Source organism: Janthinobacterium paucivorans (assembly GCF_051380805.1).
GTDB classification, from domain to species: Bacteria; Pseudomonadota; Gammaproteobacteria; order Burkholderiales; family Burkholderiaceae_D; genus Janthinobacterium; species Janthinobacterium lividum_D.
Genome location: NZ_JBNYXR010000009.1, coordinates 100,607 through 114,854, shown reverse-complemented (window position 1 = coordinate 114,854; position 14,248 = coordinate 100,607). Strand labels below are relative to the sequence as shown.

The window sequence follows — 14,248 nt, the reverse complement described above, 5'->3', positions numbered from 1 at the left end:
TACACATCGTAGGACCAGGTTGGGCAGCGCGCATGATAGCTGAAAAGGCGGCTGCCCTGCCCCGTGTTGACTTAGTACGGATTATTCAGCACATCCATCGCGAAGTACGTAAAGATCATGTCCGCGCCCGCGCGCTTGATGGCACCGAGGGTTTCCTGCACCACGCGGCGCTCGTCGATGGCGCCCGCCTGCGCGGCGAACTTGATCATCGCGTATTCGCCGCTGACCTGGTAGGCGCCGATCGGCAGGCGCGTCACTTCGCGCAAGTCGCGGATGATGTCGAGGTAGGCGCCGGCCGGCTTCACCATCAGCGCATCGGCGCCTTCGGCTTCGTCGATCAAGGACTCGCGGATCGCTTCGCGGCGGTTCATCGGGTCCATCTGATACGTTTTACGGTCACCCTTGAGGGTGCTGCCGGCGGCGTCGCGGAACGGGCCGTACAGGCCGGAAGCGAACTTGGTCGAATACGCCATCACGGGCGTGTCGTGGAAGCCGGCCGCGTCGAGCGCGCTGCGGATCGCCGCTACCTGGCCATCCATGGCGGCCGATGGCGCGATGATGTCGGCGCCAGCCTGGGCGGCGATGACAGCCTGCTTGCCCAGGTTCAGCACCGTGCTGTCGTTGTCGACCGTGTCGCCATGCAAGATGCCGCAATGGCCGTGGTCCGTGTATTCGCAAAAGCAGGTATCGGACATGACCACCATTTCCGGCACGGCATCCTTGATGATGCGCGACATGCGCGCCACCAGGCCGTCCGGGTTCAGGGTATCGGTGCCATGGCTATCCTTATGGTGCGAAATGCCGAACGTCATGACGGAGCGCAAACCGGCGCGCGCGTAGCGCTCGATTTCCTGCGCCAGCTTCGCTTCGGGAATGCGGCGCACGCCAGGCATGGAGGTGATGTCGATGAAATCGCTGGCACCTTCGTCGACAAAGATCGGCAGGACCAGGTCGCGCGGATTGATCTCGGTCTCGCGAAACAGCTCGCGCAGTTGCGGGGTCGCGCGCAGACGGCGCATGCGCGAAGTTGGGTAGTTTGCTGGCATGGGATCACTGGCTTCAGGTTGAGAACGCCGATGAGTATACGCCGATCAAGCCGATTGCGCCGGGCCGCCCGGCAAAAAAGCCGCGCAGGTCAAAAAATGCGGGCTTGCCCGTTCACTGCGTCTTGATCATGTGTGCAACAGGGCCGCCACTTGCCAGCGCATGTCTGCCGCCAACTGCAGCAACATGGCACCGCGGCGACGCGCTTCGGCCCGCTTTTTCGACGGCAGCTGCTCCAGGTCAGGCATCCCGCAAGCGCTGCAGGGCAGGCGGTAATTGCCGTCGCTGGTAGGCAAGGCCTGCAGTTCCTGCCACGCCAGGTCGTAGTCGCTGGAGATATGACGGCGCCGATGCCAGTTCAGCGCGATGCGATTGGCATTGCTGACCAGGTCCAGATGGCCGCAGCCAAAAAAGTCACCGAGGTCGCGCAAGGCGGCCACCATCAGGTTTTTCGGCCGGCAGCCGTGCAGCGCACGCGTAGCTTCCTTCACCGCCTGGGCGCCGGCGGCCGAGCGCAAGCCCTGCAAGGCGCCCAGCTGGATGGCGCAGCCGCCGGGCTGCGGCCGGAACAGGAAACTGGCCAGGTACAGCGAGACGCCGTCGCGCGTCAGGCGCAGGCACAGGTCGCCCTCGCGGTGGCTGTCGTGGATAGCCGTCAGTTGCAATCGGTAGATGGCGCCATCCTTGCCCTCGATAGCGGCCAACACCAGCGCGCGGCGTGCCGCGTATTCCACCAGCGGACGAGCGCCCGCCTGCCACAGAAAGCGGTAATGCCCGCGCAACAGCTCCGCCCGCGCCGCGCAGCCAATGTGGCGACTGGCATAGGGGCGGTAGATTTTGTACAGCAGGCTGGGATGGGCTTGCGCCAGCGCCGCCAGGCCGGGCGTGCCGGCAATGAAGGCTTGCCAGCGCGCGCGCTGCACGGGAAACACCAGCGCGCCCAGGGCGGCCTTGAGGCGATGGCCATGCTGGCGCAGTGCCGGCTGCTGCTGCGCGGCGTTGTCGCCTGTGGCGGTAAAAGGTTGCATGAAAATGGCTCTACGACGGGTCTGTATGAACGGGACGCGGCGACAGCCGCAAGCAGCCCGGCAACGGCGACTACGCGCAGGCAGCCGCTTTACGCCGGATCGAACAGATGATAGGGGGAGGCGAAAATGAAGGGGGTTACAAGTTGGTAATGTGCCGAAATGCCACACCAGTCTGGCAATGGCAACGACAACTCAGCGCAGCAGGCGCAGGCGTAGGCGCAAGCCCGGCGCCGCATCCTCGATATCGAGGCTGCCCCCATGCAAGGCGGCGATAGCGGCCACGATGGATAGACCGAGGCCATTGCCGGGCAGGTGGCGGCTCTTGTCGAGGCGGTAAAAACGCTGCGTCAGCTTCGCCAATTCTTCGCTCGGCACGCCGGGGCCGTTGTCGCGCACAGCCAACCAACTGCCCTCTTCATCGCTGCCGGCCGACACTTCCACCGTGGCACCCGGTCCCGCATACTTGATGGCATTGTCGACCAGGCTGGCCAGCGCGCTGCCCAGCAGATTGCGATCGCCGCGCGCCGGCACGCTGTCGCCAAACATCTGCACCAGCAGCACGCCCTGCTCGTCGGCCGTGGCTTCGTACATTTCCACGATGTCAGCGCCGATCTGATACAGGTCAATGTCATCGAAATTCTCGGGACGCATGCCCGATTCGGCCGCCGCGATCTGCAGCAGCTTGTCGAACACGCGCGTCAGGTCGTCGATATCGTCGATAGCCGCCTGCGCTGCACTTTCGTAGCCGGCCACGCTCTGCTGCTGGCGCAAGGCGCCGTCGAGCTTGTTGCGGATGCGCGCCAGCGGCGTGCGCAAGTCATGCGCAATGGCGTTCGATACGTGACGCACGCCTTCCATCAAGTGTTCGATGCGGTCAAGCATGCGGTTGATATCGCGGCTCAGCAAGCCGAATTCATCCTCGCTGGCGACGGGGATGCGCCTGCTCAGGTCGCCCGCCTCGATTTCCCCGGCAGTGCGACGGATTTGACCGATGCGCGCCTCGAGCTGGCGGCGAAACAGCCAGGCACCCGCCACCACCAGCAAGATGGCCACCGCGCCGCCATAGGCCAGCGAGCGCAGTACCAGCGTGCGGATAGACTTGCCCTCTTCCATGTCGCGTCCGACAAACAGGCGCGCGCCACCGGCCAGTTCACGGACCAACATGCGCGCGGGCCCCCTGCGCCCTTCGCGCGTGACGTCGTGGTGCAGCAAGCGCCCCACCGGACTGGCAGCGTCGGGCCAGGAAGACAGATTGCCCGCCACGCGGCGGCCATCGGCGTCGACCAGCAAGAATATCTCCGTGTCGCTGTCGGTACGGTCGGTCAGCAGATGGGCAATTTCCGCCCTCGTGCGGCTGCTGCCACCTTGCTGGTACAGCGCCGCGAGGCGCTCCGAGAGCACGGTCAGCTTACGGTCCACGCTGCGGTCAAGCACGCCGATGGTGCCGAAATAGAATACGGCGCAAACGATGCTGATCGAGACGACCACCAGCACGCCGTAGCCGAGCGCCAGGCGGGCCGCAATGGAGCGGTGCCAGTCAAGCACTATCGAGCACGCCCAGGGTGTAGCCGACGCCGCGCACCGTATGGATCAGCGGCGGGGAAAACTCCTTGTCCACCTTGGTGCGCAAGCGACTCACCTGCACATCGATGACGTTCGTCTGCGGGTCGAAATGGTAATCCCATACGGCTTCGAGCAGCATGGCACGCGTGACGGACTGGCCTTGATGGCGCATCAGGTATTCCAGCAGGCGAAATTCACGCGGCTGCAGGGCGATTTGCCGGTTGGCGCGCGTCACGCGCATGGTGCGCATGTCGAGCACCAGGTCAGCCACTTGCAGTTGCGTCGATTCGGGAACGGGCGCGGCGCGCCGCAGCAGCGCCTCGATGCGGGCCAGCAGTTCGGCGATGGCGAACGGTTTCGACAGATAATCGTCGCCGCCGCTGCGCAGGCCGCGCACGCGCTCGTCGACGCTGGACAGCGCCGACAGCACCAGCACGGGCGTATTGCAGCCCATGCCGCGCAGGCGGGCAACAATGGCCAAGCCATCAATCTCGCCGGGCAGCAGGCGGTCGAGCACCAGCGCATCCCAATCTTCGCCGCAGGCCAGGCGCATGCCGTCGATACCGTTGTCGCAGGCGGTGACGTCGTGGCCCGCCTCGCGCAGGCCGGCACAAATGTAACGAGAAGTTTCGGCTTCGTCTTCAATGACCAGGCAGCGCACGGGAGATTCCTTGTAAAGATCGGGCAGAGAATAGCCGCAGAGAATAGCCGCAGCATACGCCAGACAAGCGCCACTTGCCAGACTTGTCGCACTCCCGTGGCGTCAGCGCGCATGCAGGCTAGTGCTACTTTCCGCGCAGCTTGACAATCGGGCAGTTGCGCTTCGGCACAGCCAGGCCACAGCGACAAGCTAGCATGGCATGGCATGGCGTGTTCATGCTCATGCTCCACATATTTTATTCTTCAATTACTGCTACTATTGCAACATAATTCGTGCACACCGGCGCGTGCGGCGAACGATGACAGGGTCGGGTACAATATGCGCTCTAGAATGTTTGGCCGCGCCCGCGCGCATGTGCGCAGCTCTTATCGGCGCCTCCCGGCTTGCCGCGGCCTGCATCGATACCACTGCCACTCACACAGCAGGTGCGCCTGGCGCGTGCCACAGACGAATACTGCCATGAAATCGACCCACTCTCTCGCACTGGCGCTGGCCACGGCCATTACTTGCGGCAGCGCCGCCGCCGCAGACTCCAAGCTAAGCATGCTATTCGATGAAATTCCCATCGGCAGCTGGAGCACCTCCGCCGAACTAGGCGCCATCACCACCTCGGGCAATACGGTCGGCACCTCCATCACGGGCAAGATCGACGCGCGCCAGGAGCTCGACGACTGGAGCAACCAGTACATCTTCAGCGGCTACTTCAAGGAAGATGAAACGACGAACGAGCACGGGGAAAAAGTGCGCGAGCGCTCGGCAGAACGCTTTTCCGCCTCCGCCAAGGCCGCCTACAAGCTGATGTCCAACCATGAAAAACTGTTTGTGCTTGCCTCGCACGTGAACGACAAGTTCGGCGCCTACACCAAGTACTCGACCCTGGCCGTCGGTCATGGCTCGCGCTGGTACCAGTCGAACGACAAAAGCGTCGACGTGGAAGTCGGTCCTGGCTATTTCAGCGGCACCAACGACGCGGGCGAATCGGAGCACGGCCTGACGGTGCGCGGCGCGGCCTCCATGAAGTGGAAAATCAGCCAGTCGGCGATATTTACGCAGACGATCAGCGTCGAACGGGGCACCTCAAACACCCACTCCATCGCCGAAACTGCCCTGAGCACCAAGATCAACGGCACCATGCAAATGAAGGCCGCCTTCAGCGCCCGCAACGACACGCGCGTACCGGACGACAAGAAGAACACGGATACGCAAACGTCGCTGACCCTGGTCTACTCGTTCTAACGCGCCCTCATTTCACCTCAACTTGCTGATGCTGATGCTGATGCTGATGCGGCCTGTGCGCGCCTGCGCCCTGCTCTGCGCTGCGGCGCTACTGAGCGGCTGCGCTGCCGTCACCGTCAGCGCGATCTCGCCGTCCGACTACCTGCAGCAACGGCGCGGCGACATCCTCACCACGGGTAAGCTCAGCGCCTCGGCCAGCGAAGTGCTGCGCATCATCGGCAGCGACAGCGCCGCCTGCGTCGCCAATACGGGCAGCTGCCGCGCCGACCTGGCCCGCTCCGATTTGCTCAGCGACGAGCAGCGCCTGGCCACACTCTCCGAATTATGGCTCGAAAGCGCGCTGGCAGAAGAGCAGCAAGGCGGCCATGCCAGCGCCAAAGTGCTGGCCGCCTGGCTCGAATCGGCCCGCTACGCCTATGCCTATTTGTTTTACACGGCGCGCACGCCGGGCCAGCGCGCCTTCGAGGAACGGCAGACGCAAATCCGCGACTACTATAACTACGCCGTGCAGAAAGCGGTCGGCAATCTGTTCCACCACCGTGGCCAGTATCGTCCCGACGGTCATGTGATCCGCGTCGCCGGCTGGCAGATCGACAGCGAGCTGTCGGCCCTGCGCCTGCCCGAAGACGGCACGCTGCCCGAGGAACTGCTGCCAGCGACTTCGCTGTCGTTTTCCGGCCTGCGCAATATATACCGGCGCGACGGCTTCGGCGCCGACCTGGTCGCCGTCATGCCCAAGCCGCGCGAGTCGACAGGCGGCCATGTGCCGTACCAGGAGACCCGCTACCCCGTCGTTACGGCGCTGATCCGCTTCGACGGCAACAGCTTGCGCGAAGTGCTGGCCACGCAGCAGTTGATGGTGATGCTGGTCGACCCGACGCGCAACGAATCGACGCGCATGGCGGGCCAGGACTTGCCCGTGGCGGCCAACTTCACGGCCGGCTATGGCCTGTGGCTGGCCCGTTCCGGCTTCGGCGTGCAGGCACTGCGCACCCTGTTCGGCCGCGCCGACGGCATTTCGCGCCCGCAGGTGCACCTGATGCAGCCCTACGACCCGAACAAGCGCACCATCGTCATGCTGCACGGCCTGGCCAGCAGCCCGGAAGCGTGGATCAATGTGGCAAATGAACTGATGGGCGACGAACAGCTGCGCCGCCGCTACCAGATCTGGCAAGTGTACTACCCGAGCAACGCGCCGCTGGCCGCCAACAACGTCGCCATTCGCCAAGCCCTGCAAACGACTTTGGCGCAGTTCGACCCTGCGGCCAAGGCCGATGCGGCAAACGACATGGTCTTGATCGGCCACAGCATGGGCGGCGTGCTGGCGCGACTGATGGTCTCCGACGCCAGCAACAGCGTGCTTGACGCCATCACGCAAGAATACAATTTAGAGGGCGAAAAGGCGGAAAAAGTACGCGCCGGCCTGGCGCCCTACCTCAATTTCACGCCCATGGCGCAGGTCAATCGCGCCATCTTCATCGCTGCGCCGCACCGCGGCACTGCATTCGCCAACCACAGGGTGGCGCGCTGGATCGCCAACCTCGTGACGCTCCCTTTCAACATGCTCGATCAGCTGTCGGACGCCGCCGCCAGCCTGGCGCAGCTCGACACGGGCAGCAGCGAAGCGCTGCATATTCCCAACAGCATCGATAACCTCAGCGACAAAGATCCGTTCGTGCGCCTGGTAGCCGACCTGCCCATTAGCCCGAAAGTGCGCTACTACTCCATCATGGGCAACGACACGCCGGGCCTGCCGCTGGCGGCATCGAGCGACGGCGTGGTGCCCTACGCCAGCGCCCACCTCGACGGCGCGCTGTCGGAAAAAATCATCGCCTCATGGCACAGCGTGCAGGAAAGCCCGCAAGCGATCCTGGAGATACGGCGCATTTTGCGCTTGCCTGATTAGGCCAATGCCGTCGTCCTACGCCGGCTCGCGCCACTTTTCCTTGATCTCCAGCATGGCCGGCAAGTGTTCCACGAACAGCACCAGCAAGTCAGGATCGAAGTGCGCACCGCTGTCGCGCTGCATGGTGGCGATGGCGTCCACCACCGTCCAGGCGGGCTTGTACGGGCGTTCGCTGGTGAGCGCGTCGAAGACGTCGGCGATGGCGACGATGCGCCCTTCGTGCGGGATTTCCGCGCCTTTCAAGCCTTGCGGATAGCCGCTGCCATCCCATTTTTCGTGGTGCGTGAGGGCGATGCTGCGCGCAATTTTCAACAGACCGCCCGCGTGCTCGCCGATGATGGCCGCACCGATTTCAGCATGGCGGCGCATGATATTCCATTCGTGCGCATCGAGCTTGCCCGGTTTTTGCAGGATGGCGTCGGGGATGCCGATCTTGCCTACGTCGTGCATGGGCGCCGCGTTGAGCAAATCTTCCGCCCTGGCCGCACTGTAGCCGGCCGCCAGCGCCAACTGGCGCGCGTAATAGCTCATGCGGATGACGTGCATGCCCGTCTCGTTATCCTTGTACTCGGCCGCCATACCCAGGGTCTGGATCACTTGCAGGCGCGAGCGGCGCAATTGCTCGGCATCGACCAGCGACAAATGCGTGCGCACGCGGGCACGCACGATGGATGGACTGACGGGCTTGATGATGTAGTCGACGGCGCCGGCATCAAAACCGTCCGCCTCGTCCTTCACGTCGCACAGGGCGGTGACGAAAATGACGGGAATGGCCGCGGTGAGGGGCATGGCCTTGAGCTGGCGGCACACTTCGTAGCCAGTCATGGCGGGCATCATAATGTCGAGCAGGATCAGTTCGACGGGGTTCTTCTGCGCCAGTTCCAGCGCCTTGGCGCCATCCTTGGCGTACAGCAGCAGGTAATCGTCCTGCAAGATCTGCCGCAGCACCTGCAGATTCGTCGCCTCATCATCGACCAGCAGCAGGATCGGTTTGTCTTTATGTAAGGTCATGTCTAGCCCCATATCAGGAAAGGTCGGCAGGCACTGGCGCTTCCAGCCACGCCAGCAGCTGGCGCAGCACGCCTGTGGCGCGCGCAAATTCGAAGTCGTCGATGGCGCAGGCCAAAAGGTGCAGGCGCTGCTGCTGGCCGTGCGGCGCCAGCATGACGGCGACCTGCGCCATCAAGGCGTCGTCCAGCTGCCCGCCTTCGAGGCTGGCGATGGCTTGCCGCAGCAAGGCCCCTGCGGCGCATGCATCGAGGGGTGCGCTGGCGAGTGCTGCGTGCGCCGGCGCCGGCCGGGCCTCGCCGCCCGACTCCAGTTCGCCGCCCAGCGCCATAAAGGCGGCCGCCAATTGCACCAGCAATTGGCCGACCGGTAACTGGCGCGCAATCGCCTGCTCGATGCGTCCCAGCAGGCTGTCGATGTGCACCAGGCACAAGTTGCCCGCTGCGCCCTTGATACGGTGCAGCAAATGGCCGGCCACGCTGCCATCGCCACGTTCCAGTTCCGTGGCCAGCATGGCAGCGCAGTCGCCATTGGCCTGCACGAAGCGCGTAATGGCCCGCTGCAACGCTTCGTGGCCGCCCCACAGGGCGCTACCGCGCTGCCAATCCACCTGGCCGGTGGCAGTACGCTCCACCGCACCCAGCAATGGCGGCGGCGGCATGGCCACGGCAAGATCGAGCAGGCGGGCGATTTCTGCCGTCAGCTTGTGCATTTCCAGCGGTTTCGAGGCGAAACCATTCATGCCCGCCGCCTGCGCGGCGCGCCGGTCCTGTTCCAGCACGCTGGCCGTCAGGGCGATGATGGGCGTCGGCTTCAAGCCCTGTTCGCGCTCATACACACGGATCAGGCGCGTCGCTTCCAGGCCATCGATCCGCGGCATTTGCACGTCCATCAGGACGATGTCGAAGCTACCTTTGCTAAACTCGCGCACGGCGCTCTCGCCATCGCTGGCGGCGATCACCTGGTGACCGGCCGCGCCCAGGCTGATCAGGAGCAGCTCCACGTTTTGCGGCACGTCGTCGGCCGCCAGGATGCGCAGCGGCGGCAAGGCCACTACGGGCTGCTCGGTGCGACGCAACATGGCCTTGCCCGGCGCCAACGGCAGCAGCACGTGAAACACACTGCCCACGCCCAGCGTGCTCTCCACCGTGATGCTGCCTTGCATCAGTTCGACCAGTTGCAGCGAAATCGTGGTGCCCAGGCCCGTGCCGCCAAAGCGACGGCTCATGGAAGAATCGGCTTGCGTAAAGGGGGCGAAGATCTTATCCAGACGGTCGGCGGGGATGCCGATGCCCGTGTCGTGCACGGCAATATGCACCTGACCGTCCTGCATACCGACGGCCACGCGCACATGGCCCACCTCAGTGAACTTGACGGCGTTGCCGATCAAATTGGTCAGCACCTGCTGCACCCGGCGCGCGTCGCCCAGGAAGAACTGGCGCATGCCCGGATCGACATCCACCTGCAGCAACAGTCCGCGCGCATGCGCCGTGATGCGCAGGGAGGCCGCCACGTGCTCGACTAAGTCAGGCAACGAAAAGTCCACCAGTTCCAGCTCGGTGGCGCCTTTTTCCAGCTTGGCCGTGTCGAGGATGTCGTTGAGCAGTTCGAGCAGGGATCGCGCCGACTGGCCCACCGTGCCCAGATGGCGGCGCTGCAGGCTGTCCAGGGCGGTGCCCAGCAGCACTTCCGTAAAGCCGATGATGGCGTTCATCGGCGTGCGGATTTCATGGCTCATGTTGGCCAGGAAGCTGGTCTTCGATTCGGCCGCCAGCTCGGCGCGCTCTTTCTCCGCGCGCAGGCTTTCCTGCATGGCGCGCCGCTCGCTGACGTCGGTGGCCAGCTTGACCACCTTGAACGGCTTGCCATCGGTGTTGAGGATAGGATTGTAGGACGCCTGTATCCACACTTCCCGCCCATGCTTGTCGATGCGCTTGTACTCGCCCGTATTGAATTGGCCATTCGCCAACTGCTGCCAGAAGACGCCATAATCTGGCGAAGTCACATAGCCCGCTTCGCAGAAGATGCTGTGGTGCAGGCCCAGCACGTCGTCGAGCTGGTAGCCGAGCAAGTCGAGGAAGTTCTGGTTGACTGCCAGGATGCGGCCCTGCAGGTCGAACTCGATAACGGCCATTGCACGCGAGATGGCCGTCACCTTGCCCTCATATTCGGCGTTGCGCAATTTGCTGTCCGTGATGTCGAGGATGACGCCGTCTATCCAGCCTACCACGCCGTCGTTATCGAGCACCGGGCCGCTGCTTTCACGCACCCAGCGCTCGCGCCCGTCGCGGTGTATCATGCGGTAGACGTTTTCGAAGTCGCGCCGTTCGCCGGCCGCCTGCACGCAGGTATCGTTGACACGCTGGCGGTCGTCCGGATGCACGAGGTCAATTATCCTCACTTTCCCATCCATGAAGTCCTGCGGCATCCAGCCTGTCAGGTTAAACACGGCATCGCTGATGAAAATCATCTTCCATTCGGGCGCATAGCTGCAGTGGAAGGATACGCCGGGAATATTACGTATCAAAGAGCGATACTGGCGCTCGCTATCCTTGAGCGCCTGCTCCATGCTGCGCGAAGAGCGCATGTCGGTGACGAAAGCGACGAAGAGCAGCTGCCCCGGCGTGTCGATCTTGCCGATCGCCACGCGCATGGGCAACACCGCGCCACTCTTGTGGCGGCCATCGACTTCGCCTCCGCTGTCGAGGATGCGCGATGAACCCGTTGCCAGGTAGTCGCGCAGATAAGCTTGGTACTGGACAGCGTCGGCCGTTTGCAGCAACACGCTTGCGTCACGCCCCACGATCTGCGCCTCGCGCCAGCCAAACAGGCTTTCCGCAGCAGGATTGAAAGAGCGCACCTTGCCCTGACCGTCAATGGTGATCAAGCCGTCGGCCGCCGTATCGACGATGGCGCGCAGGCGCGACTCGCTGACACTGGCGTGACGGAGCAGCTGGCGGTAGCGCAGCAAGCCGTTCGCGGCCGCCACGAAGACCGTCAGGGTGACGCTGATCAGAGCCACCGCCAGGGCCATGAACGAGGCCTGCACGGTAATGGTGTTGTCGCCCGCCGCGGGAATGCCGGAAAAGCGCGCTGCCAGCATGCCCGTGTAATGCATGCCGGAAATTGCCAGCCCCATCACCACGCTGCTCGACAGCAGCGCCGCTAACGGGCTCAGGCGCTGGCACAAGGCGCTCAGGCCGAAGCGTATCCACAGCGCCAGCATGGCCATGACGATAGCCACCAGCAGCGACAGGGCAAACAGCCAAGGTTCATAAAGCAGGGTCAGCGAGGTTTGCATGGCGGCCATGCCGCTGTAATGCATGGAACCGATACCGAGCCCAACGAGCACGCCGCTCACCGCCAGCTGGCGCCGGCTGATGCCCGGGCGCGCCAGCAAGTGCAGCGCTACCCACGAGGCGGCCACGCCTGGCAGCATGGACAGCAGGGTCAGGCTGGGGTCGAAGGAAACGCGCGTGCAAATATCGAAGGCCAGCATGCCGATAAAGTGCATAGCCCAGATGCCGACACCCAATGCGATGGCGCCCGTGATGATGGCCGTCTGGCGCTGGAAGCCCCGTTCGCTGCTGCGCGCCATGCCGGCGATCTGCAGGGCCATGAACGAGGCAAAGATGGCGATGCCGATCGAAAATAGCACCAGCCCGGCATCATGCGTGCCATAAATAGACGGCACGGTATCGGTCGAGAAGGCAAAGATGGAACTCAGCATACTATCGAAATATTAAGAGAGTGAAGCCCAAGGTCGCAAAACATGGCAGCGCACCACGCGCCGCTGATTGGAATTTTTCCAAAGAACTAACACAGCGAAAATGACAACGACAACTATCGCCCAAGGCGAGGCTCGGTCATCACGCCAGCGCCTGCAGCGCGGAAAAAAGGTGCTCTTTCAGGGAGAAAAAGCGGAATGCGTACAAACCCTGGCGCGCATAGCTTGCCGCCAGCCTGACGATGATTTTTAAAAGCATCTTGAGTATAGTTACTTTGCCGACAGTTTCATAGTACTTCAGCAATGCAGTTATCATCAATGACAGCTATTGCGGCTGCCACGCGACAAGGGGCCGCTCAAGCGTTTGCTGCCAGCGTGCCGGTGACAGCTTGGCCGCCATCGCCCATCAGCCTGCGCATCGGCACGGCATGAGCGACGATGGCGTCGTTCGGATTGCATTTCCCACCGGCGGTCGCGATCCACGCGATGCCCGGCGTGGCGCACGGTAGCGCGCACGCCACCCGCGCATCGATCAGTGCTGGCCGATCTTCATGATTTTCAGGGCATTCGTGCCGCCGACCTTGCCCATAGGCTCGCCCCAGGTCAGCACGACGGTGTCGCCCTTGGCCACGACTTGATGTTCCAGCAGCAAGTCTTCCGCCTGCTGCAAGACCTTGTCGCGGTCCGTGCCGGACGTCAGTTCCAAGGTGCTGACGTTGCGGTACAGCGCCAGCTTGCGGCGCGTGCCCACGCTCGGGGTCAGGGCGACGATGGGAATGTCGATGTTGCAGCGGCTCATCCACAGGGCCGTGGAACCCGACTCCGTCAAGGTGGCAATCGCCTTCACGCGCAGGTGGTGGGCCGTAAACAGGGCGCCGTAGGCGATCGACTGGTCGATGCGCGAGAACGTGGCGTTAAGGAAATCGGCGTCCAGCTTGCAAGTATCCCACTTTTCCGCATCCAGGCAGATGGCGGCCATCGCTTCCACCGTTTCGATCGGGTAGCGGCCCGAGGCCGTTTCCGCCGACGTCATGACAGCATCCGTGCCATCGAGCACGGCGTTGGCCACATCCGACACTTCGGCGCGGGTCGGCACGGCGTTGACGATCATCGATTCCATCATCTGTGTGGCCGTGATCGCCAATTTATTTGACGCGCGCGCCATCTTGATCATGCGTTTTTGCAAGGCCGGCACGGCCGCATTGCCCACTTCCACGGCCAGGTCGCCACGCGCCACCATGATGCCGTCGGAGGCGTCGAGAATCTCTTGCAGCGCAGGAATGGCTTCGGCGCGCTCGATCTTGGCGATCATCATCGGCTTGTGGTCCCACGCTTCGCCGGCAATATTGGCCAACTGGCGTGCCATCACCATGTCGGTGGCGTTTTTCGGGAAGGACACGGCCACGTAATCGGCCTGGAAACTCATCGCCGTTTTCACGTCTTCCATGTCTTTCGCCGTCAAGGCCGGCGCCGACAGGCCGCCTCCCTGGCGGTTGATGCCCTTGTTATTGGATAATTCGCCGCCGATTTTCACTGTCGTGTGAATTTCGCTGCCGACGACCTTGTCGACCGTCAAAACGATGAGGCCATCGTTGAGCAACAAAACGTCGGCGGCGCGCAGGTCGCGCGGCAATTCCTTGTAGTCGAGGCCGCAGCGCTCGAGGTTGCCCAGTTCGCCGTTTTCGCCCCATTTTGCGTCGAGGATGAAGGAAGCGCCGTTTTCCAGGAAAATCTTGCCTTCTTCAAACTTGCCGACGCGAATCTTTGGGCCTTGTAAGTCGGCCATGATGGCCACTTCGCGGCCGCACAGGGCCGCCGCTTCGCGCACCATGCGGGCGCGGTCGATATGGTCTTGCGCCTTGCCATGCGAGAAGTTCAGGCGCACGACGTCGACGCCGGCCTTGAACATGCGCACCAGGGTGGCGATATCGTTCGAAGCGGGGCCGATAGTGGCAACGATCTTGGTGGCGCGTTGCTGTACTTGCAGAGTCATAATGTGCTGCTTTCTATAATAAGTTGCGACTAGGGCCAGCCTTGTAGGCCAGCCATTCCGGGGCGCTCGATCAGCGCTGGCT

Annotated in this window: 10 protein-coding genes; 2 read left to right on the top strand and 8 right to left on the bottom strand. The window is 63.4% G+C overall.

The genetic code is table 11. The features are described 5' to 3' along the window. Positions 1 to 71: 71 nt before the first annotated feature. From hemB to ACQ4V8_RS12930, 4 genes are all read right to left on the bottom strand, one after another. The gene (gene hemB / locus ACQ4V8_RS12945) at positions 72 to 1,046 is read right to left on the bottom strand and encodes a porphobilinogen synthase (RefSeq protein WP_029496375.1); all 975 of its coding nucleotides are present in this window, start codon (positions 1,044 to 1,046) and stop codon (positions 72 to 74) included. 126 nt (positions 1,047 to 1,172) lie between these two features. After that, the gene (locus tag ACQ4V8_RS12940) at positions 1,173 to 2,072 is read right to left on the bottom strand and encodes a VirK/YbjX family protein (protein WP_436571600.1); all 900 of its coding nucleotides are present in this window, start codon (positions 2,070 to 2,072) and stop codon (positions 1,173 to 1,175) included. Between the two features lie 192 nt (positions 2,073 to 2,264). Further along, positions 2,265 to 3,617 (bottom strand): sensor histidine kinase, encoded by a 1,353-nt coding sequence (locus tag ACQ4V8_RS12935; RefSeq protein ID WP_070347391.1) that lies wholly within the window; start codon positions 3,615 to 3,617, stop codon positions 2,265 to 2,267. Then, entirely contained in the window at positions 3,610 to 4,296 is a 687-nt protein-coding gene (locus ACQ4V8_RS12930; RefSeq protein WP_070347401.1) for a winged helix-turn-helix domain-containing protein, read from the bottom strand. Before ACQ4V8_RS12930 ends, ACQ4V8_RS12935 begins: the two co-directional genes overlap by 8 nt. A gap of 459 nt (positions 4,297 to 4,755) precedes the next feature. On the opposite strand from ACQ4V8_RS12930, the gene ACQ4V8_RS12925 reads away from it, so the two are divergent. Continuing rightward, positions 4,756 to 5,532, top strand: a complete 777-nt coding sequence (locus tag ACQ4V8_RS12925) for a DUF481 domain-containing protein (protein ID WP_010397791.1) — start codon at positions 4,756 to 4,758, stop codon at positions 5,530 to 5,532. Between the two features lie 40 nt (positions 5,533 to 5,572). Next, a complete protein-coding gene (locus ACQ4V8_RS12920; RefSeq protein ID WP_436571599.1) occupies positions 5,573 to 7,438 on the top strand; it encodes an esterase/lipase family protein in 1,866 nt (621 codons plus the stop codon). Between the two features lie 15 nt (positions 7,439 to 7,453). Here the strand turns inward: ACQ4V8_RS12920 and ACQ4V8_RS12915 are convergent, their stop codons facing one another. From ACQ4V8_RS12915 to pyk, 4 genes are all read right to left on the bottom strand, one after another. After that, positions 7,454 to 8,449, bottom strand: a complete 996-nt coding sequence (locus tag ACQ4V8_RS12915) for a response regulator (protein WP_196855399.1) — start codon at positions 8,447 to 8,449, stop codon at positions 7,454 to 7,456. Positions 8,450 to 8,462: 13 nt separating this feature from the next. Beyond that, positions 8,463 to 12,176: a PAS domain S-box protein gene (locus ACQ4V8_RS12910; RefSeq protein ID WP_436571598.1), complete on the bottom strand. Its 3,714-nt coding sequence runs from the start codon at positions 12,174 to 12,176 to the stop codon at positions 8,463 to 8,465. Positions 12,177 to 12,315: 139 nt separating this feature from the next. Continuing rightward, positions 12,316 to 12,477: a hypothetical protein gene (locus tag ACQ4V8_RS12905; RefSeq protein ID WP_208760802.1), complete on the bottom strand. Its 162-nt coding sequence runs from the start codon at positions 12,475 to 12,477 to the stop codon at positions 12,316 to 12,318. 228 nt (positions 12,478 to 12,705) lie between these two features. Then, entirely contained in the window at positions 12,706 to 14,166 is a 1,461-nt protein-coding gene (pyk, locus tag ACQ4V8_RS12900; RefSeq protein WP_010397782.1) for a pyruvate kinase, read from the bottom strand. Positions 14,167 to 14,248: the final 82 nt, after the last annotated feature.